Source organism: Sphingobium sp. ba1 (assembly GCF_000743655.1).
Taxonomy (GTDB): Bacteria; Pseudomonadota; Alphaproteobacteria; order Sphingomonadales; family Sphingomonadaceae; genus Sphingobium.
In genome coordinates, this window is sequence record NZ_JPPQ01000006.1 from 242,937 (window position 1) to 261,800 (window position 18,864).

General features: G+C 63.5%; 20 protein-coding genes. 5 read left to right on the top strand and 15 right to left on the bottom strand.

The genetic code is table 11. The annotated features are described in order from the left end of the window. From IL54_RS25640 to aspS, 4 genes are all read right to left on the bottom strand, one after another. The coding region (locus tag IL54_RS25640) for a methyl-accepting chemotaxis protein (protein ID WP_037472544.1) at positions 1–1,204 on the bottom strand (1,204 nt) is incomplete at its 3' end. 82 nt (positions 1,205–1,286) lie between these two features. Then, positions 1,287–2,078, bottom strand: coding sequence for a polyphosphate kinase 2 family protein (locus IL54_RS01340; protein ID WP_037472546.1), 792 nt, complete (start codon positions 2,076–2,078; stop codon positions 1,287–1,289). Positions 2,079–2,117: 39 nt separating this feature from the next. Next, entirely contained in the window at positions 2,118–2,735 is a 618-nt protein-coding gene (locus IL54_RS01345) for a phosphatase PAP2 family protein (RefSeq protein WP_162182178.1), read from the bottom strand. Positions 2,736–2,771: 36 nt separating this feature from the next. Continuing rightward, positions 2,772–4,556 (bottom strand): aspartate--tRNA ligase, encoded by a 1,785-nt coding sequence (gene aspS, locus IL54_RS01350; protein ID WP_037472355.1) that lies wholly within the window; start codon positions 4,554–4,556, stop codon positions 2,772–2,774. Between the two features lie 129 nt (positions 4,557–4,685). On the opposite strand from aspS, the gene rnd reads away from it, so the two are divergent. Together rnd and IL54_RS01360 are read left to right on the top strand one after the other, a co-directional pair. Continuing rightward, positions 4,686–5,852 (top strand): ribonuclease D, encoded by a 1,167-nt coding sequence (gene rnd / locus IL54_RS01355; RefSeq protein ID WP_037472357.1) that lies wholly within the window; start codon positions 4,686–4,688, stop codon positions 5,850–5,852. A 117-nt stretch (positions 5,853–5,969) separates the two neighbouring features. Then, a complete protein-coding gene (locus tag IL54_RS01360; protein WP_037472359.1) occupies positions 5,970–6,251 on the top strand; it encodes an I78 family peptidase inhibitor in 282 nt (93 codons plus the stop codon). Positions 6,252–6,263: 12 nt separating this feature from the next. Here IL54_RS01360 and IL54_RS01365 read toward each other — a convergent pair whose 3' ends face one another. The 5 genes from IL54_RS01365 to IL54_RS01385 form a co-directional block, all read right to left on the bottom strand. Further along, positions 6,264–7,208 carry an L-lactate dehydrogenase gene (locus tag IL54_RS01365; protein WP_037472361.1) on the bottom strand — a complete coding sequence of 315 codons (945 nt, stop codon included), beginning with the start codon at positions 7,206–7,208 and terminating at the stop codon, positions 6,264–6,266. Between the two features lie 64 nt (positions 7,209–7,272). Next, a complete protein-coding gene (locus tag IL54_RS01370; protein WP_037472549.1) occupies positions 7,273–7,815 on the bottom strand; it encodes a pseudouridine synthase in 543 nt (180 codons plus the stop codon). A gap of 5 nt (positions 7,816–7,820) precedes the next feature. Continuing rightward, positions 7,821–8,972: a cupin domain-containing protein gene (locus tag IL54_RS01375; RefSeq protein WP_037472363.1), complete on the bottom strand. Its 1,152-nt coding sequence runs from the start codon at positions 8,970–8,972 to the stop codon at positions 7,821–7,823. A 42-nt stretch (positions 8,973–9,014) separates the two neighbouring features. After that, positions 9,015–9,698, bottom strand: coding sequence for a hypothetical protein (locus tag IL54_RS01380; RefSeq protein ID WP_193378801.1), 684 nt, complete (start codon positions 9,696–9,698; stop codon positions 9,015–9,017). Between the two features lie 172 nt (positions 9,699–9,870). Next, a complete protein-coding gene (locus tag IL54_RS01385; RefSeq protein ID WP_037472367.1) occupies positions 9,871–10,257 on the bottom strand; it encodes a PH domain-containing protein in 387 nt (128 codons plus the stop codon). 131 nt (positions 10,258–10,388) lie between these two features. On the opposite strand from IL54_RS01385, the gene IL54_RS01390 reads away from it, so the two are divergent. Together IL54_RS01390 and IL54_RS01395 are read left to right on the top strand one after the other, a co-directional pair. Beyond that, positions 10,389–10,937 carry a hypothetical protein gene (locus IL54_RS01390; protein WP_037472370.1) on the top strand — a complete coding sequence of 183 codons (549 nt, stop codon included), beginning with the start codon at positions 10,389–10,391 and terminating at the stop codon, positions 10,935–10,937. Positions 10,938–11,061: 124 nt separating this feature from the next. Next, the gene (locus IL54_RS01395; RefSeq protein ID WP_076605446.1) at positions 11,062–11,832 is read left to right on the top strand and encodes an EAL domain-containing protein; all 771 of its coding nucleotides are present in this window, start codon (positions 11,062–11,064) and stop codon (positions 11,830–11,832) included. Here IL54_RS01395 and IL54_RS01400 read toward each other — a convergent pair. Genes IL54_RS01400 through lepA form a run of 3 tightly spaced genes read right to left on the bottom strand, consistent with a single transcriptional unit; the run spans position 11,797 to position 14,440 of the window. Beyond that, positions 11,797–12,330, bottom strand: coding sequence for a hypothetical protein (locus IL54_RS01400; protein ID WP_237748745.1), 534 nt, complete (start codon positions 12,328–12,330; stop codon positions 11,797–11,799). The genes IL54_RS01395 and IL54_RS01400 overlap by 36 nt on opposite strands. Beyond that, positions 12,327–12,635: an alkylphosphonate utilization protein gene (locus tag IL54_RS01405; RefSeq protein ID WP_037472374.1), complete on the bottom strand. Its 309-nt coding sequence runs from the start codon at positions 12,633–12,635 to the stop codon at positions 12,327–12,329. Before IL54_RS01405 ends, IL54_RS01400 begins: the two co-directional genes overlap by 4 nt. Beyond that, positions 12,632–14,440: a translation elongation factor 4 gene (gene lepA / locus IL54_RS01410; protein ID WP_037472376.1), complete on the bottom strand. Its 1,809-nt coding sequence runs from the start codon at positions 14,438–14,440 to the stop codon at positions 12,632–12,634. The genes IL54_RS01405 and lepA overlap by 4 nt, the downstream gene beginning before the upstream one ends. A gap of 185 nt (positions 14,441–14,625) precedes the next feature. Between lepA and IL54_RS01415 the strand changes: the two genes are divergently transcribed. Continuing rightward, positions 14,626–15,396, top strand: a complete 771-nt coding sequence (locus IL54_RS01415) for a CsgG/HfaB family protein (protein ID WP_037472378.1) — start codon at positions 14,626–14,628, stop codon at positions 15,394–15,396. 52 nt (positions 15,397–15,448) lie between these two features. Here IL54_RS01415 and IL54_RS01420 read toward each other — a convergent pair whose 3' ends face one another. From IL54_RS01420 to secY, 3 genes are all read right to left on the bottom strand, one after another. Next, on the bottom strand, positions 15,449–16,480 hold the full coding sequence (locus IL54_RS01420; protein ID WP_037472380.1) for an acyltransferase family protein: 1,032 nt from the start codon (positions 16,478–16,480) through the stop codon (positions 15,449–15,451). 241 nt (positions 16,481–16,721) lie between these two features. Beyond that, entirely contained in the window at positions 16,722–17,378 is a 657-nt protein-coding gene (locus IL54_RS01425) for an adenylate kinase (RefSeq protein ID WP_037472553.1), read from the bottom strand. Positions 17,379–17,422: 44 nt separating this feature from the next. Continuing rightward, a complete protein-coding gene (secY, locus tag IL54_RS01430; protein WP_037472381.1) occupies positions 17,423–18,772 on the bottom strand; it encodes a preprotein translocase subunit SecY in 1,350 nt (449 codons plus the stop codon). Positions 18,773–18,864: the final 92 nt, after the last annotated feature.

An 18,864-nucleotide genomic window follows, 5' to 3' on the forward strand; every position in this document is an offset into this window, starting at 1 on the left:
CTACGGCACGCATTTCCTGCGCGCCGTGCGCGGTGGCCAGCGCATTGTCGCTGATCGCTTGCGCGCCCGCGCGGATATGGTCGCTGGATGATCCGGCTTCAGCGACGCTGTCGGCGATCGTGCGCGTGAACGCGCCCTGCCGCGCCATTGCATCAAACAAGGCGGTCGATAGCCGGTCGGCGCGCGTCATGGCATCGTCGATCGTCGCGTGGCCCGCTGCGACATCGCCCACGGCCGCGCGGATATGGTCGATCCGCTCGCCAATGCCCGCCGCCGCCGCGCGCGTCTGGGCGGCGAGCGATTTGACCTCGCGCGCGACCACGGCGAAGCCCTGCCCCGCCTCGCCCGCGCGCGCCGCCTCTATGCCTGCGTTGAGCGCCAGCATCGCCGTCGCGCCGGCAATGGCGTCGATCAGCGCGGCAACCTCGCCAATCCCGTCCGCTTCGTCGCGTAGCGCCGCGCTTTGCGCCACGCCCGACCGGCTCCGCGCCGCCGCCTCGCGCATGGCCGCGCCCGCATCGCGCGCTTCGGCCTCCATCGCCGCGAATAAGTGGCCGAGTTCCGCGCCACCGCTCTGTAGCGCGGCCAGCCGATCGGCCGTCTGCACCGCTGCTACCGCCATCGCCGTCGAATCAGTGCGGTCGCCGGTCGCCCGGTCCGACACTTGTCCCGCCAGGACCGACAATTGCTCCGCCATGGCCACCATGTCCGCGATCAGCGCGCCGATATCGGCGCGAAAGCCCGTACTTTCCCGCGTGATCCGCTCGGCGCGTTCGGTGCGGGCCAGGACCGTCCGCGCGTCGCGCTCGGCCGTCAGGCGCAACAGCAGCGGCCCGCCCAGCACACCGGCATAGCGCCCGCGCTCCACCAGGATCAGCCCCTCGCACCCGGTCCCCTGCGCGGCGTAGAGATCGACCAACTGTTCGACGGCGGCGCTGCGCTCGACCGTGGCGCAGGGCCGGACATGATCGTCCAGTCGTCCGCCGAAACTGGGATTGCGCAGCAGCGCATGACCGAAAGGGTTGAACAGGATGCGCCGCATGTCGCGTTCGTAGATCGCACCGGCTGGCCGGTCGGCCTCATCCAACACCGGCAGCAGCCGCAGCCCGGAATCATCCTGAAAACAATCGACCGCCTCGCTGAGCGGACGGCCCAGCCTTATGACGGGGCTGGTATCGGACAAGGAAAGACGCGCAGCAAACATGGGTGTGCGTTAGCGCCCATTGGTAAACAGGCCGTTAGGAATTTATGACAATAATGTTACAAGCCCTTGTATTTGCACTATTTTACTGCGACTTTCCAGGAACATAGCCAAAGGCCTGTTCCGCCAATTTCACCACGGCCGGGTCCGCCGCCGGAAAGTCCATCGGCACCAATCGTTCCAGCCGTTCGGCAACATAGGTCAGGGCTGCGATCCGCCCAGCCTTGCGATGATTATTGTCGATGACGTGCCAGGGCGCATGCTTGGTGTCCGTCTTCTTGAACATCGCGTGCATCGCGTCGAGATAATCGTCCCGGCGCGCGCGATTGCGATAATCGTCGGTCCCGGTCTTCCACCGCTTCCACGGCGTATCGAGCCGCTGCGCCAATTGTTCGTCCTGCGTTTCCTGGGTGATGTGGACGAACAATTTGACCATGTTCATGCCCGCATCGATCTGCTGCCTTTCGAAGGCGTTGATCTCGTCATAGCCGCGCTTCCAGTCGGCCTTCTTGGCGAAACCCTCGACTCGTTCTACCAGCACCCGGCCATACCAGCTGCGGTCGAAGATCGCGATATTGCCGCTGGCGGGCAGCCGGGTCCAGAAACGCCAGAGGAAATGATGGTCGCGCTCCACCTCGTTAGGGGCGGCGATGGGATGGACCTGATAGAAGCGCGGATCCCAGTCGGCGGACATCCGCTTGATGATCCCGCCCTTGCCCGCCGCGTCCCAGCCCTCCAGCAGGATGACACTGCGCCGCTTGTGCAGGATGTGCGCGACCTGAATCTTGGCCAGCCGCTCCTGCAAGGCGGCGAGGGTCGCATCATAATCGCCATCGAATTTCGGTGCGGATTCATAGTCGGTCAGGGTGATGGTCATGAGCGCCATCATGACGCTGCATGGGCACGCTGTCGAGGTTCAACCGCGGCGCAGCAGCCTGACGACGCCCAGCGCCATAACCGCCGACAGCGCGTAGCTGGCCAGCAACTGGCTGGTCCAATGGCCGCCCATCGTCACCCGCGCGGCCCAGCCAGTCACCATCCAGCCGATCGCGATCCAGCCAATCGCCCGCACCGCGCCACGCCGATCCGCCAACGCGACGATCGCCAGCAGGCCGATCGTTGCGCCTGTGACCAGCCCGTAAGTCGAGGGCAGGCCGGAGGATGGACTAGGCTTGGCGACTGCAACCAGTGCCACGAGCGGACGGGGCGAATGGACGTAAAAGCGTAGCAGCCCGTCCGCTGCGATCGCCAGGGCAAAGCTGATTGGCACGGCGAGCGCCATGCGCGCGCCGTGCAGAATATGGAGCAGGATAGCGACCGCCAGCGTCATCGCCCACATCCATGGCGCGGTCGCGCTCTTGGTCATGATATTGGCCCAGCCGGGCTGATGCCCGAACAGCGCCTGCACGCCGCGCGTCAGCGTGGCTTCACCCGGCAACGGTCCCTGCAGCCCCCAGTTGAGAAGGCCGAGCAGCAGACCGATCGCGCAGAGCGGGAGCAGCGGGCGGCGGGTCATGGTCCTGCGGGTCTTCATGTTCTTCTCCTGAAAACCGCGCAGGACCATGCCGGGTCAACCCTTGGCCTGCGGCTCCACCACGCGGACATGGAGTTCGCGCAACTGCTTGAACTCGGCGGCGCTAGGCGCACCCATCAGCAGGTCTTCGGCGCGCTGGTTCATCGGGAACAGCGTGATTTCGCGCAGATTCTGCGCACCGCACAGCAGCATCACGATGCGATCGACGCCAGCGGCCATGCCACCATGCGGCGGCGCGCCATATTGGAAGGCGCGATAGAGGCCACCGAAACGTTCTTCCACATCCTGCTGCGACAGACCGACCAGTTCGAAGGCCTTGACCATCAGTTCGGGCGACTGGTTACGGATCGACCCCGATGCGATTTCGAAGCCGTTGCAGACCATGTCATATTGATAGGCGTTGATCGTCAGCGGATCCTGATTGTTGAGCGCGTCGAGGCCACCCTGCGGCATGGAGAAGGGGTTGTGCGCGAAATCGACCGACTTGGTGTCCTCGTCATATTCATAGAAGGGGAAGTCGACGATCCAGCACAGGTCGAACCGGTCCTTGTCGATGAGGTTGAGCGTTTCGCCCACGCGGGTCCGGGCGAGGCCCGCCAGCTTGGCCGCCTGCGATTCCTTGCCAGCGGCGAAGAACACGCCGTCATTCGCGCCAAGGCCGAGCGCCGCGATCAGCTTGGCGGTCGCTTCTTCGCCATGATTTTTGGCGATCGGGCCGCCGGGGACGCCATCCTTGATGTTGACATAGCCAAGGCCCGAATAGCCCTCGCCCCGCGCCCAATTATTCATTTCGTCGAAGAATTTGCGGCTGCCAGCCCCAGCGCCCGGCGCCGGGATCGCCCGAATGACGCTGCCGCTGTCGACCAGGCTGGCGAAGATGCCGAAGCCTGAACCCACGAAATGCTCGGTCACATCGGTAATTTCGATCGGGTTGCGCAGGTCCGGCTTGTCGCTGCCATATTTCAGCAGCGCCTCGGCATGGGGAATACGGCGGAAGCTGCCTGCGGGCGTAACCGGCTTGCCGTCGGCGAATTTCTCGAAGATCTGGGCGATCACCGGCTCCATCGTGTCCCACACTTCTTCCTGGGTGACGAAGCTCATTTCGAGATCGAGCTGGTAGAATTCGCCGGGCAGCCGGTCGGCCCGCGGATCTTCATCGCGGAAGCAGGGGGCGATCTGGAAATAGCGGTCGAAGCCCGCGACCATCAACAGCTGCTTATATTGCTGCGGTGCCTGCGGCAGGGCGTAGAATTTACCCGCATGGATGCGGCTCGGCACCAAAAAGTCGCGCGCGCCTTCGGGGCTGGACGCGGTCAGGATCGGCGTCGAATATTCGGTGAAGCCTGCGTCCTCCATGCGGCGGCGCATGTCGGAAATGATCTTCGTGCGCTTGACGATATTGCCGTGCAGCGTTTCGCGCCGCAAGTCGAGGAAGCGGTAGCGCAGGCGAATATCTTCGGGATAATCCTGCTCACCCGCCACCGGCAGCGGCAGCTCGGCGGCGGTGGACAGTATGGTCACGCTGTCGGCGACGATCTCGATCGCGCCGGTTTCCATCTTCGGATTGGTCGCTTCGGGACCGCGCGCGACGACCGTGCCGTCGATGGTCACGACCGATTCGAGCCGCAGCCCTTCCAGCACATGCAACGCTTCGCTGTCGGCCTTTGCCACCACCTGGCTGATGCCATAATGATCGCGCAGGTCGATGAACAACACCCCGCCATGGTCGCGCTTGCGATGGACCCAGCCGGACAGGCGGACGGTCGCGCCGACATCGGCTTCACGAAGGGCGCCGCAAGTGTGGGTGCGATAGGCGTGCATGGCGTTTGGGTTCTTTCAGCTTCGTTTTACGGAAATGACAAAGTGTTGCAGCCGGGTTATGGGCTGGAACGTCGACTAGCGACGAGCCCGCCAGGGAGCGGGCCTGCCCATAATAAGATCGAAGACTATATGCAAATTCATCCGCTGATTACCGACAGCAAGACCCTGGCCGCATTTTGTGCCCGTATCGCAAAATCCCCCTATATCGCGGTCGATACCGAATTCATGCGCGAAAACAGCTATTGGCCGGAACTCTGCTTGGTCCAGGTCGCCGACCCGCATGAGGCCGCAGCGATCGACCCGATGGCGCCCGGCATCGACCTCAAACCCCTGCTCGACCTGATGTGCGAGAATGAGGATGTGCTGAAGGTCTTTCACGCGGGCGGGCAGGATATTGAGATCGTCCACAACCTGACCGGCAAGACGCCGCACCCGATGTTCGATACGCAGATCGCAGCGATGGCCTTGGGCCTTGGCGAACAGATTGGTTACGGCAATCTGGTCGAGGCGTGGATGGGCGTGCAGCTCGACAAAGGCGCGCGCTTTACCGACTGGGCGCGCCGTCCGCTCGACAAGCGGCAGATCGACTATGCGATCGGCGACGTCACCTACCTGATCCAGATATTCCCCAAGATGCTGGAAGAATTGCGCAAGACCGGGCGCGGCGATTGGCTCGACCAGGAAATGGAGCGGATCAGCGATCCGTCCAACTATGAGAACCTGCCCGAAGAAGCGTGGAAGCGCGTCCGCATCGCTAGCAAGAAGGCCGATGTGCTGGGCCGGTTGAAGGCGCTGGCCGCCTGGCGCGAGATCGAGGCGCAGGACAAGAATCTGCCGCGTGGCCGCATCGTCAAGGACGAGACGTTGGCCGACATTGCCAGCCACCCGCCCCGGACCCAGGAAGATCTGGGCAAGGTGCGTGGCCTGTCCGCCACCTGGCGCACCAATGACATTGGCGCACGGTTGATGAACGCGATCGCCAAGCACCAGCCGCTCGGCAAGGACGAGATGCCCGACCGCGAACCGCGCCGTCCGGGCCTGGGCAAGGATGGCGCGCTGGTCGCTGATCTGCTCAAGCTGCTGCTCAAGATCCGCTCGCGCGACATCAATGTCGCCTCCCGCCTGCTGGCGCGGTCCGATGATATCGAAGCGCTGGCGGCCGGCGTGCGCGATGGCCTGTCGATCCTGGAAGGCTGGCGCTACGAACAATTTGGCCGCGATGCGGTGGACTTGGTCGAAGGCCGGCTGGCTTTTGCGGTCAAGGGTGGGCGTTTGAAGATGACGCGGACGGAGTAATTCCCTACCTCCGTTCGCCCTGAGCCTGTCGAAGCCCCACACTTCCTCTTCAAAGAAAAGTGAGGCCCTTCGACAAGCTCAGGGCGAACGGATATTATGTGTTAGGAGAAAAACATCATGCACCGCATCATGTCGCTGACCGCCGCGCTAGTCCTGACCGCCTGCGCCACCACCACCCCGCCGGTCACGGCCGATGGCTCCTGCAACCACGACAGTCTCGCCCGCTTTACGGGCCAGAAGGCCAGCGCCGAAACCGGCACCGCCCTGCTTCAAGCGTCTGGTGCCAAGACTTTGCGCTGGGGCGGACCCGGCATGGCGATGACGATGGACTTCCGTCCGGATCGGCTGACGGTCAGTTATGACGACGCGATGCTGATCACCTCGGCGCGGTGCGGGTAAAGCGCCCGGTTCTTATTTCGACCCCGTCCCCGCTGTCTTGAGCACAGCACCGACAGCGGCAGCCGATTGTCGGAAGGCGGCAATCTCTGCGCCGTCCAGGTCGGGCGTCAGGACACGCTCGACACCCCCGGCACCCAATATGCAGGGCAGGCTTAGATAGAGGTTGTCGATACCGAACTGCCCCGTCAGATGCGCGGATACGGGCAAGATCACATGTTCATTGCGGACGATGGCTTCGCAAATCCGCACGATCGCGGTTCCGATTCCGAACGACGTATGGCCCTTGCCCTCGATGATCCGATAGGCCGCCTGGCGAACCTGCTGGTTCAGGGATTCCGGTGCGATGGGCCCGGCATCCGCCGCAAATCGAGCGATCGGGGTGCCGCCGACCGTCGCGATCGACAACGCGGCAAAGGATGTGTCGCCATGCTCCCCCAGGATCATGGCGTCGATGGAGGCCGGGGCGATCGCCAACTGCCGGGCGAGGAGCGCGCGCAGGCGATTGGAATCCAGCAAGGTGCCCGTGCCGATCACGCGCGCATGGGGCAGCGCGCTTTCCTGCTGCGCAACCATCGTCATGACATCGACAGGGTTGGCCGCGACCAGGATGATGCCGTCGAAACCGGCCGCCATCAACTGGCCCACGCAACTGCGCACGATATCGGCGCTGCGCCCAGCAACCGACAGTCGGCTTTCGTCGCCCTTGGTCGCAGCGCCGGCCGTCAGGATGACGATCCGCGCCGATGCGGCATCCTGATAGTCGCCCGCCCGCACGATCGCGGGACGCGCCAGTCCGCCAGCGTCGGTAATGTCGGCCGCCTCCGCCGCCGCAAGCGCAGCATCATTGTCGATCAGGATGATTTCCCGAAACAAGGCGCGCAGCATCAGCGCATAGGCCGTGGTCGCGCCGACATGGCCAGCGCCGATGATCGCGACGCGCCCCTGATCCTCCCCCATGCATAATCCTGTTCGGTTAAGAGGGTGAATATCGGTGCCTACGCACCGTAGGCATCCTACAGGCTTAGCCCGCGTCCCGCCATGTTCCGGGCTCCACGCCCTCCAGTGTCCAGTCCCCGATCCGCCAGCGCACCAGGCGCAGCGTCGGATGCCCCACCGCCGCAGTCATGCGCCGCACCTGTCGATTCTTGCCCTCGCGGATGGTTAGGCTGATCCAGCAATCGGTGACGGTCTTGCGGAACCGTACCGGCGGATCGCGCGGCCACAGCGCCGGGTCGTCGATCCGCTCGACCTCGGCGGGCAAGGTCCGCCCGTCCTTGAGCGTCACCCCGCGCCGCAGCGTATCGAGCGCCGCTTCGTCCGGCTCACCCTCCACCTGCGCCAGATAGGTTTTGGGCATTTTGAAGCGCGGGTCGGCGATCCGTGCCTGCAACCGCCCGTCGTCGGTCAGCAGCAACAGCCCTTCGCTGTCGGTGTCCAGCCGCCCGGCGGGATAGACGCCCGGCACGTCGATAAAATCTTTGAGCGTCGGGCGCTCCGGGCCGTTCGGCTCCGGCGTGAACTGGCACAGGACGTTGAAGGGTTTGTTGAACAGGATCAGCGTCATCGTCGTCATTCCCCCTCGTCAAAGGCAACGCTGCCCTGATCGATCAGCGCCGCGATCAGCGCCAGCGCCGTGTCGGATCCGGCCAGCGCGGGATCGACCATCAGATCGCCCCGCCCGCACAAGGCGCGCGCCAGTAGCGCGCCATCGCCAACGCAATCGAAACTCTGCCCGTCCACGAACAGGGACACGGCGTCGTCCGCCTGCGCCATGAAGGCGAAGCGGCTCGCGGGATTGCGGCACAGCGGCACCTGCGCCGCGATCAGTGCGCGGGCCATGTTGACGTCAGCGGGTTCTTCGGGCTGCCAATCGGTGTCGGCATATTTGGGCTGGCTGCTATAGGCGCCGAACCAGCGGGCGAAGGTCGCCCGATCGCTCAGGGCTTCCAGCACCAGCCCGTGCAGCCGGTCGATCGCCGAGGCGGCGATTTCGCCGGGATGGTCCTGCCGCACCAGATCCGGGTCGGCATAGCGATCCTCGTCGGGCAAGGCATCGACCAGATGTTCGCTCCAATGTTCGACCAGTTCGGCGCGCGATGGTGCGCGAAAGCCGATCGAATAGGTCATGCAGTCATCGCCTACCGCGACGCCATCATGCGCGAAGCAGGGCGGGACATAGAGGATATCGCCCGGTTCCAGCACCCATTCGTCGGTCGCCTCGAAGTCGGCGATCAGGCGCAGGTCGTCATGCGGCAAGAGTGGCGTCGCGCTGTCGCAGCGCGGCCCGACCCGCCAGCGCCTGCGGCCCAGGCCCTGCACCAGAAACACGTCATATTGGTCGAAATGCGCGCCCACGCCGCCGCCATCGCTGGCATAGCTGACCATCACATCATCGATCCGCCAGTCGGGCACGAAGCGGAAGGGGTCGATCAGCGCCGCGACGTCGGGCACATGCTGGTCCACCGCCTGCACCAGCAAGGTCCAGCGGTCACGCCCCAGATCGCCGAAGCGGGTTTCGGGCAGTGGCCCGCTCTCCATCGCCAGCCGGTCGCCCGCGGCCATGACGAGGCGCGATTCGACGCCCTCCTCGCAGGCCAGGCCCGCCAGTTCGTCCGGCTCCAGCGGATTGCGCCACGCCGTCCACGGATTGCGGATCAGGGCCGGTGTCTTCTGCCAATGGGTGCGCAGGAAATGGTCGATATCGAAATGGGCAAATTGCATGATCCCGCCCTGCCGGTTGGGCGCTCGCCTGTCAAAGCGCGATCACAGTTCCAGCCCGATGAGCGTGCCGCTGCCGATCCGGTCGATATAGCGTTTGCCGTCAATTTCCAGCCAGTCGGGCGTCACTTCCAGCCGCCGTCCCTTGATCGTCGTGCGCAGATGCTCGACCGCGATCCGATTGCGGGTCACGATACGCAGCACGGCCAGACCGTCGGCCCGCGCAGCCATCATCGAATAGCGATCGCCGCGCAGCAAGAAGTGCCAACTGCCATCGGTCGGCAGCCATTCATTGCCGTCAATCACCTGCACCGGCTCGCCATCCGGCCCGCCCAGACGCACGCTGATCCGAGTCGCGCCATTGATCCGGCGGGGCGGGGCGAAGATCAGGATCGGTTCGCCCTCCAGCGTGATCGGGATCGGGGTATCGCGCAGCACCCGTGATCCGCCGACGATCAGGTGGGGCAATTCGGAGGAAAAAGGCAGCCGGTCGCGTGCGAAATGCCGCTGGCGCACCACGGGATTGGCGTGGAAACTATGGACCTGGGTCGGGGTCAGCCTCCCTTCCTCGACCAGGCCGTGGCAGGTCGGGCATAGCAAGGTGGCACCCGGCCCGTCGGGCAATCCCAGATAGCGATAGAGGGTGACGCCGCAGCGCACGCAGGCAAATCCGCACGCCTGACGGATGTCCGCGCGCTGCTCGGCGGTCAAATCCGGCAATGAAGGCATTACGCGCAGGCCTACCATGCAGAGCACCCTTTTATGAGCGCCGTGCCGCATGATGCGACCGGCGGTCCTTTCTGGCGTCCATCCTGCCTGCGGGGATGCTCTGATGCGGCTCCCTTGTGGTTGCTATCGTTGGAATATTTGCGCGCAAGTCAAGCGCGGCGTGCAATATGCCCTAGCGTTGCGGCAAAAGATCGAGGTTGCGCGCCGCCGCCAGCGCCCGGATACGGCCGGGGCGCGGCATGTTCTTGATCGCGATTTCCGCTACATCACCCGCACTGAACATCTCGACATGGCCGACGTCGAAGATGCGTTGGCCAAGGCTTTGGGTGATCCGCACGCTGCGGATGCTGCCCAGCGCCACTTCGGTCCGCTGCTTGGACAGCAGCCCGCGTTCGAGCAGCACTTCGCGCTCCGACAAGGCCAGCCGCTCGCCCTTGTGCATGACCCACCAGACAGCGATCACCAGGATGCCAACCACCGACAGCAGCAGTAGCGTGAACAGCAGCGGATGCGCCCGAAACATGGCGGGGTTTTCGTCATACAGCCAGGTGTCGCTCATGCCGCCTCCTGCGTGTGAACCGGCGCGGTTTGACCATGCCGTCCCCGCGGCGTCAAGCGCCGCGCAAGCGCTTTGGTTAACCAAATATTCGTCCGCATCCTGCTAGAAGATGTCGGAAGGTAGGAGCGGCCATGGCACGCAATCTGTACGATATCGAGGATCGCAACCCGGACAGGGACCGCCGCTGGCTGCATGAGAAGCAGGAGCGGCCCGCCCGGATCGTGCCGGTGCGACTGCTGCTCGTCGCTTTCGCCATCGCCGGGCTTGCCGTTTTTCTGCTCAAGGACGCTTTGCCGGGAGGCGGCAACAGCGCAGCAGGCAACACGCCCACCAGCATCAACGCATCCTTTACCGCCTGCGACGACCCGAACGGCGATGCCTGCGTGCTGACCGCCAACAGCTACGCCTATGAGGGCCGCCGCTATCGCCTGTCCGACATCCGCGTGCCCGCCGAAGATGGTGCCCGTTGCCCGGAAGAAGCGGAAAAAGCGCAGCGGGGCCGGATGGCCCTGCTCGCCCTGCTCAACGGCGGCCGATTCGACGCCAAGCCAGACCCCACCGACGCCGACCCTGCCGCGCGCAGGCTGACCCGCGACGAGGTGTCGCTTGGCGAGATCATGATCCTAAAGGGTCATGCCAGTCCCTGGTCCGCCGCGCCGATCGACTGGTGCGCGACCTGACGCTGACATAGAGGCGATATCCCCCTTCCCACTCGGTCCGTCGCAAAAGCGGCTGCACGAGTTGCAGGGTTTACAGGCTGTTAGCATCTGCCGGGTTACGCCTTCGGTTGTAGGAGGACGTTTGGTGCAGACAGGATGCCAGGGCTGCCGGTCGCAAGCCCATCAATTCGACATTGCAATGGCGTTCCAACCCATTGTCGACATCCAGACGGGACGGCCTTTCGCGTTCGAAGCACTGGTGCGCGGCCCCAATGGCGAAGGCGCAGGCGAGGTCATGGCGGAAGTCACGCCGGAAAATCGCTATGCGTTCGACCAGCAATGTCGCGTGGCGGCGATCGAGGGCGCTGTCGCGGCAGGCATTCTTGATACTGACGCGAAGCTGTCGATCAATTTCCTGCCCAATGCCGTCTATTCGCCCGTCGCCTGCATCCAGCTGACCTTGAAGACCGCGCAGAAGACCGGCTTTCCGACCGAACGGCTGATCTTCGAATTCACCGAAAATGAGGAGATGGTCGATTCCGACCATGTCGGGACCATCATCGATTCCTACCGCAAAATGGGGTTCGGCACCGCGATCGACGATTTCGGGGCGGGCCATGCGGGCCTGGGGCTGCTGGCCAAATTCCAGACCGATTATATCAAGCTCGACATGGACCTGATCCGCGGCCTCGACACCAGCCTGCCGCGCCGAATGATCGTGGAGGGCGTGCTGCGCATCGCCCAATCGCTGGGTATCATCGTCATTGCCGAAGGGATTGAGACGGTCGGCGAATATGAAGCGCTACGCGCAATGGGCGTTCGCTATATTCAGGGCTATCTGCTGGCCCGGCCCGGCTTCAAGAGCCTACCGAACGTGACGTTACCCGGCCGCGATCGCTACGCCGCCGTCGCCTGAACGGCGCGCCTGCACCGCCGCCAGCACATCGCCCGCCAACCGCGCATAGTCGGCGCAAGCCTGCTGCATCGCCGCTTCGCTGTCGGCCCGACGCAACCGGCCGAAACATAGGCGATTTTGCGCCGCGCGCAGGCCGCGCAGCACCATGCGCCCCTCGTCCTTCAGTCCCAATTGCGGCCCCGCCCGATGCCACGCCTCGGCTGCGCTGGAAAGGCGACTGCTCGGCCGCACGCCGGGATCATCCCCTGCCCCCGCCCCCAGCCGGTCGATCCGTCGCGCTTCGGCGATCAGGTCGGTCAGAAACAAGTCGAGTTCGCGCAGGCCATTGCCGATCATCTTGGCGGGCATGGCGCGGCGTCGGTCATCGGCCGCATCCGGGCAACGGCCGAGCGACATGCCATTGGCCAGGAACGCCGCCGCCCGCTCGATCCGTGCCACCTGCCCCGCGATCGGCACCATCTGCGCCAGCGACGCGGGACGGACAGGCGCGCCGCTCATCGCTTCTTCACGAACTCCGCGCGCAGCACCAGGCCCTTGATCCCGTCATGGCGGCAATCGATTTCCTGCGCGTCGCCGGTCAGGCGGATCGATTTGATCAGCGTGCCGCGCTTGAGCGTCTGCCCCGCGCCCTTGACCACCAGATCCTTGATCAGCGTCACCTGATCGCCATCGGCCAGCAAATTGCCCACCGCATCGCGGACTTCGACCGCATCGGCGGCATCGCCTGCCTCGGTCAATTGCGACGCAGGCACCCACTCGCCCGATGCCTCGTCGAACACATAATCTTCGTCGGACCCGCTCAATTTTCATCCCCCATGCGCAGCGCCGCGATGAAGGCTTCCTGCGGGATTTGGACGCTGCCATATTCGCGCATCCGCTTTTTGCCTTCCTTCTGCTTGTCGAGCAGCTTTTTCTTGCGGCTGATGTCGCCACCATAGCATTTGGCGGTGACGTCCTTACGCATCGCCGCGATGGTCTCGCGCGCAATCACCTTGCCGCCGATCGCCGCCTGGATCGGGATCTTGAACAAATGGCGGGGGATGAGGTCTTTGAGCCGTTCGCACATGCCGCGACCGCGCGATTCGGCGGTGCCGCGATGGACGATCATGCTGAGCGCATCGACGGGTTCGGCATTGACCATGATGCTCATCTTGACCAGATCGCCCGTCCGATAGCCGATCTGGTGATAGTCGAAACTGGCATAGCCACGGCTGATCGATTTCAAGCGATCGTAAAAGTCGAACACCACTTCGTTGAGCGGCAGTTCATAGGTCACCTGCGCGCGGCCGCCGACATAGGTCAGGTTCTTCTGAATGCCACGCCGGTCCTGGCAGAGTTTCAGGATCGAGCCGAGATATTCGTCGGGGCAATAGATGATCGCCTCGATCCACGGCTCCTCGATCTCGTCGATCTTGGTCGGGTCGGGCATGTCGGCGGGATTGTGCAGCTCGATCTCGCCCGCGCCATAGGTCAGCTGGATCTTGTACACCACCGACGGGGCGGTGGTGATGAGGTCGAGATCATATTCGCGCGTCAACCGCTCCTGAATGATCTCCAGATGGAGCAGCCCCAGGAAGCCGCAGCGGAAGCCGAAGCCGAGCGCCGCGCTGCTTTCCATTTCGAAGGAGAAGCTGGCGTCGTTGAGGCGCAACTTGCTGATCGAGTCGCGCAGCTTGTCGAAGTCGTTGGCATCGACGGGGAACAGGCCGCAGAATACCACCGGCTGGACTTCCTTGAAGCCCGGCAGCGGCTTGGTCGCGCCATTCTTGACCGTGGTGATGGTGTCGCCGACGCGGGTCTGCGCGATTTCCTTGATCTGCGCGGTGATGAAGCCGATCTCGCCCGCCGCCAGTTCGGGCAGTTGCTCGATCTTGGGGCGCATGCAGCCCACCCGGTCGATCAGATGTTCAGTGCCGCCGATCATGAATTTGATCGCCTGGCCCTTCTTGATCACGCCATTGACGACGCGGACGAGGATGACGACGCCGAGATAAGGGTCGTACCAGCTATCGACCAGCATCGCTTCGAGCGGGGCGTTGCGGTCGCCCTTGGGCGGGGGGATTTTCTTGACGATGGCTTCGAGGATTTCGTCGATGCCGATGCCCGACTTGGCGCTCGCCAACACCGCTTCGGACGCATCGAGGCCGATCACGTCCTCGATTTCCTTGCGCACCTTTTCGGGTTCGGCGGCGGTCAGGTCGATCTTGTTGAGGACCGGCACGATCTCATGATCATGCTCGATCGACTGATAGACATTCGCCAGCGTCTGCGCTTCCACGCCCTGCGCCGCGTCCACGACCAGCAACGCACCTTCGCATGCGGCCAGCGAGCGCGAGACTTCATAAGCGAAGTCGACATGCCCCGGCGTGTCCATCAGGTTCAGTTCATAAGTCTGGCCATCCTTGGCGACATAATCCAGGCGCACCGTCTGCGCCTTGATCGTGATACCGCGCTCCTTTTCGATATCCATATTATCAAGGACTTGCGCGCTCATCTCGCGGTCGGTCAGGCCGCCGGTGCGTTGGATGAGACGGTCGGCCAGGGTCGACTTGCCATGGTCGATATGGGCGATGATGGAAAAGTTACGGATATGCGAAAGCTCGGTCATCGCCGCCCGATAGCAGCGATTGCACGCGCTGTCAGTAGGATCACGAGGGGCGGCGTGATGGATGACAAAGAGTGTTACGCCTGCGTACCCATGCTTGGAAGGCCAAGGCGGCTGTGATAGGCTGGTCGCAAAATATCAGGGTCGCCTGCACAGTTTCAAAGCAAGCAACAAACGGGGTTCTGATAATGCGTCTATTGAAAATGCTGACCGCGGCGACGGCCTGCCTTGCCCTGGTCGTCCCGCAAGCCATGGCCAAGGACAAGGGGTCGTCCGGCCGCCAGGCCCAAACCAAGAAACAGATGGAAATTCCCCGCTGCACCAAGCGCATCGGCACGGCGGCGATCGTCGAGCCGGACAATCAGTGGTGGCGGGAATTGAGCCTGGGCAGCCCCGAAGCGATCATCAAATTGTTCGTGCAGCAATCGGGCTGTTTCGGCCTGGTCAATCGCGGCCGGTCGATGGCCAGCCGCAATCTGGAACGCACCATGGCGGATTCCGGCGAGTTGCAGGCTGGGTCGAACCTGGGCCGGGGGCAGGTGAAGGCGGCGGATTATTTCATCCAGCCCGACATCGTTACCACCAACAAAAATAGCGGCGGCAACGCGCTGGGCGGCATGTTGGGCGGGATGCTGGGCGGCCGCATCGGCGGGGCCCTGCTGGGCGGCATTTCGGTCAAGAAGAGCGAGGCCAATGTCATGCTCTCCGTCGTCAACGCGCGCACGACAGAAGAAGAAGTGATGGCAGAGGGCTATTTCCGCAAGTCGGACCTGAGCTTCGGCGGCGGTGGCGGCCTGGGCTGGATGGGCGGCCTGGCGGCGGTCGGCGGTGGCGGTTATCAAAATACCGACATCGGCCAGGTCATCGTGCTCGCCTATCTGGACGCCTATACCAAGATGGTGACGCAGATGGGCGGCCTGCCGGAAAATGCCGCGGCCGCCGCGCCCGTCGCGCAGTAAGTCGAACGGGTTAGTCGAAGGGGCGGCGCTGGATGGGCCAGCGCCGCCTTTTTCATGCCGGTTGCACGGCGGCTGGCTGGAGCGCACGCCGCCGCTTCCACCAGGCCAATATCGCTTCTCCGGCTGGTCGCTCCACCACGCGGTTGATCAGCGTGCCGAGTGTCAATGCGACCGCGAAGGCGGCGAAGAAGCCGATCCAGGGGCTATAGCCTGCCTTGGCCAGTTCCAGCATGACGACGAAACCGACATGCTGGTGGATGAGGTAGAAGGAATAGCTGATCCCGCCGAGCCAGATGAGCGGGCGGATGCGCAATATATGCAGCCGCCCCGCGATCAGCGCCGCAAAGGACGCCAGCAGGAGGCAGGCGACGATGGTCACGTCCCATGTCTCCATCGTCGCGACCGACGCCAGCGCTAGCGCAGCATAGGGTGCCTGCTGCCGCCAACTGCGCCGTCCCGCCCAGACACGGTAGGACAGCATGCCGATGACGAAGAAGGGCAGATAGCGCAGCACCAGCAGCATGATGATCCGCTCCGGCATGTCGGGCCATAAGGCGCAGAGCCAGCGGACGCCCAGCCATAGCAGGAGCAGCGGCTCCAGATGCTTCAAACCCGCGAATTTCCACAGGCCGATCATGCAGGCGTAGAAGGCGATCTCCACCGTCAACGTCCAATAGGCGCCATCCACTTCGGGCAGGAAGGCAAAGCCCTGCAACATGGTGAAATTGGAGAGGATCGCGCCTGGCCCGATCAGAAGCTGCGTCGCATGGGCGAGATATTCGATCGACAGCGTCACCAGCATCGCCACCAGATAGGCGGGATAGAGCCGGGCGAAGCGATTGACCACGAAGTCGGCGACCGACCCGATCCGATCAAGCGTGAAGAAGATCGCAAAGCCCGAAATAGTGAAGAACAGCAGCACCCGATAATTGCCGCCGGGGAAACTGAACGGCACATGCGATGCCTGGGGGAAGAGTTCGTGGAAGCGCGTGGAATAATGGAAGATCAGCACGCACAGCGCGCCTATGCCACGCAGCGCATCCAGTTCCGTTAACCGTGCGCGTTTGGGGGATGATCCAGTCACAGCCCGCTATAGCAACATAGGAGACATAAATCTGGCAAGATCGTGGTTAATCGGCCCATGAAAGCCTGATTTTTATTGCTGGTCTTTTGCTGCATCGCGTTGCGTTAAGGCAAATATGCTTAACGGCCATGGGTGGATGGTACACCACACCCTCGTCATCGACACCATGAAGCCAAAAGGGGCAGGCATGGCCACCGCCATACCCGCCCCTGTCGGTCATTTTTTTCCGTAGCGCGCTATATCAGGCGGCGTCGCCGTCCAGAATCGCCGCGATGGCGCTGGTCACATCATCCATGTCGGCCATGCCGTCGACGCGCGACACGATCGCGCGCGCTTCATAGATGGGCAGGATGGGTGCGGTCTTCGCGCGATATTCGGCCATGCGGGTGCGCACCGTTTCCTCATTGTCGTCGGGACGGCGCTTGAACTCGTGGCTCTGGCACTTGTCGCATTCGCCCTCGACCTTGGGCAGCTTGAAGACATCATGATAGCCAGCGCCGCAATTGGCACAGGTGAAGCGACCGGTGATCCGTTCGACCAGCGCATCCTCATTGACGTCGAGTTCGATCACATGATCGAGTGAGCGACCGCGTCCATCGAGCAGGACATCGAGCGAATGGGCCTGCGCCTCAGTGCGCGGATAGCCGTCGAAAATAACGCCGGTATCAGCGGCAAGCGCATCCAGTGCTTCGCCGATGATGCCGGATACGACATCGTCGGGCACGAGCGCACCCGCTTCCATCAGCGCCTTGGCCTGCAGCCCGACGGGCGTGCCTGCCTTGACGGCCGCGCGCAGCATGTCGCCCGTGGACAGTTGCACCATGCCGCGGTCCTCGACCAGGCGACTGGCCTGCGTCCCCTTGCCGGCCCCCGGAGGGCCAAGCAGAATGATGTTCATCGCGCGCATTCTCCCCTATTGTGCGCCCAGCGTCCGGGCCGCGTTTAGCGCAGGCGGCCCTTGAGCTTCGCCTTCTTGATCAGATCGCCATATTGATGGGCGAGCAGGTGGCTCTGAATCTGGGTCACGGTATCGACCGTAACATTGACCACGATCAACAAGCTAGTCCCACCAAGGTAGAAGGGAATTCCCGCCCTGGCGATGGCAAATTCCGGCACCAGACAGATGAACGCCAGATAAGCGGCGCCGATCACGGTGATGCGCGTCAGCACATAATCCAGATAATGTTCGGTATTCTTGCCCGGACGGATGCCGGGAATGAAGCCGCCATTGCGCTTGAGATTGTCGGCCGTCTCTTCCGGGTTGAACACCACAGCGGTGTAGAAGAAGCAGAAGAAGACGATGCCCAGGCCATAAAGCCCCATATAGACCGGGCTGCCGTGCGAGAGATATTGGTTGAGCGTCAGGACGAAATCGCCCCACCGGCTTTCGCCCGCGACCGTCTGGCCCGCAAACTGCGAGATGGTCAGCGGCATCAGCAGCAGCGACGAGGCGAAGATCGGCGGAATGACGCCTGCGGTGTTGACCTTGAGCGGCAGATGGCTGCGGTCCGCCTGCATCAATCCCTGACGGGTCTGACGCTTGGGATATTGGATCAGCACCCGGCGCTGCGCCCGCTCCATGAAACAGATCAGCAGGATGAGGCCGATCGCCATGACCATCACGAGGAAGATGAGCAGGCCCGAAATCGTGCCTTCGCTGCCGGACTTGAACAGGTTGCTCAACGTCACCGGCAACTGCGCAACGATGCCCGCCATGATGATGAGCGACACGCCATTGCCGATGCCGCGCGAGGTGATCTGTTCGCCGAGCCACATTAGGAACATGGTGCCGCCGATCAGCGACACGACCGCCGACACGCGAAACACCATGCCGGGATCGACCACGGCCGCACCCTGCGTCTCATAGCCGACGGCGGCGAAATAGCCCTGCACCGCAGCCAGGAACACCGTGCCGTAGCGGGTATATTGGTTGAGTCGCTTGCGGCCGCTTTCGCCTTCCTTCTTGATCGCCGCCAGCTTTGGCGAGAGCGAGGAGGCAAGCTGCACCACGATCGACGCGGTGATGTAGGGCATGATGCCGAGCGCGATAAGGCTCGCACGCTCCAGCGCACCGCCCGAAAAGGTGTTGAAGATGTCGAGGACGCCGCCGCGCGTATTCTGCACCGCGCCGGCCAAAGCCGTCGGATCGATGCCGGGCATGGGCACGAAGCTGAGGAATCGGAACACGATCAATGCGCCGAGCGTAAACCACAAGCGCTTCTTGAGGTCGGTGGCCTTGCTGAATTTCGCGAGGCTCAGATTGGATGCGAGCTGGTCGGCTCTCGATGCCATGGTGGCTGCCCTTCAAATCACTCTTGCCGAGGCATCAAGCCCCGGTGCGGAATCGCTCATCCCTTAGCGGGACGGGTTCAACGTGTCGAACG

What these genes read in the sequence shown, in the direction of transcription:
- IL54_RS01340 (WP_037472546.1), bottom strand. Translation starts at nt 2,078, where the DNA reads ATGACCATCACCCTGACCGACTATGAATCCGCACCGAAATTCGATGGC.
- IL54_RS01345 (WP_162182178.1), bottom strand. Translation starts at nt 2,735, where the DNA reads ATGAAGACCCGCAGGACCATGACCCGCCGCCCGCTGCTCCCGCTCTGC.
- IL54_RS01400 (WP_237748745.1), bottom strand. Translation starts at nt 12,330, where the DNA reads ATGAGCGGCGCGCCTGTCCGTCCCGCGTCGCTGGCGCAGATGGTGCCG.
- secY (WP_037472381.1), bottom strand. Translation starts at nt 18,772, where the DNA reads ATGGCATCGAGAGCCGACCAGCTCGCATCCAATCTGAGCCTCGCGAAA.
- aspS (WP_037472355.1), bottom strand. Translation starts at nt 4,556, where the DNA reads ATGCACGCCTATCGCACCCACACTTGCGGCGCCCTTCGTGAAGCCGAT.
- IL54_RS01415 (WP_037472378.1), top strand. Translation starts at nt 14,626, where the DNA reads ATGCGTCTATTGAAAATGCTGACCGCGGCGACGGCCTGCCTTGCCCTG.
- rnd (WP_037472357.1), top strand. Translation starts at nt 4,686, where the DNA reads ATGCAAATTCATCCGCTGATTACCGACAGCAAGACCCTGGCCGCATTT.
- IL54_RS01370 (WP_037472549.1), bottom strand. Translation starts at nt 7,815, where the DNA reads ATGACGCTGATCCTGTTCAACAAACCCTTCAACGTCCTGTGCCAGTTC.
- lepA (WP_037472376.1), bottom strand. Translation starts at nt 14,440, where the DNA reads ATGACCGAGCTTTCGCATATCCGTAACTTTTCCATCATCGCCCATATC.
- IL54_RS01425 (WP_037472553.1), bottom strand. Translation starts at nt 17,378, where the DNA reads ATGAACATCATTCTGCTTGGCCCTCCGGGGGCCGGCAAGGGGACGCAG.
- IL54_RS01380 (WP_193378801.1), bottom strand. Translation starts at nt 9,698, where the DNA reads ATGCCTTCATTGCCGGATTTGACCGCCGAGCAGCGCGCGGACATCCGT.
- IL54_RS01375 (WP_037472363.1), bottom strand. Translation starts at nt 8,972, where the DNA reads ATGCAATTTGCCCATTTCGATATCGACCATTTCCTGCGCACCCATTGG.
- IL54_RS01390 (WP_037472370.1), top strand. Translation starts at nt 10,389, where the DNA reads ATGGCACGCAATCTGTACGATATCGAGGATCGCAACCCGGACAGGGAC.
- IL54_RS01365 (WP_037472361.1), bottom strand. Translation starts at nt 7,208, where the DNA reads ATGGGGGAGGATCAGGGGCGCGTCGCGATCATCGGCGCTGGCCATGTC.
- IL54_RS01360 (WP_037472359.1), top strand. Translation starts at nt 5,970, where the DNA reads ATGCACCGCATCATGTCGCTGACCGCCGCGCTAGTCCTGACCGCCTGC.
- IL54_RS01385 (WP_037472367.1), bottom strand. Translation starts at nt 10,257, where the DNA reads ATGAGCGACACCTGGCTGTATGACGAAAACCCCGCCATGTTTCGGGCG.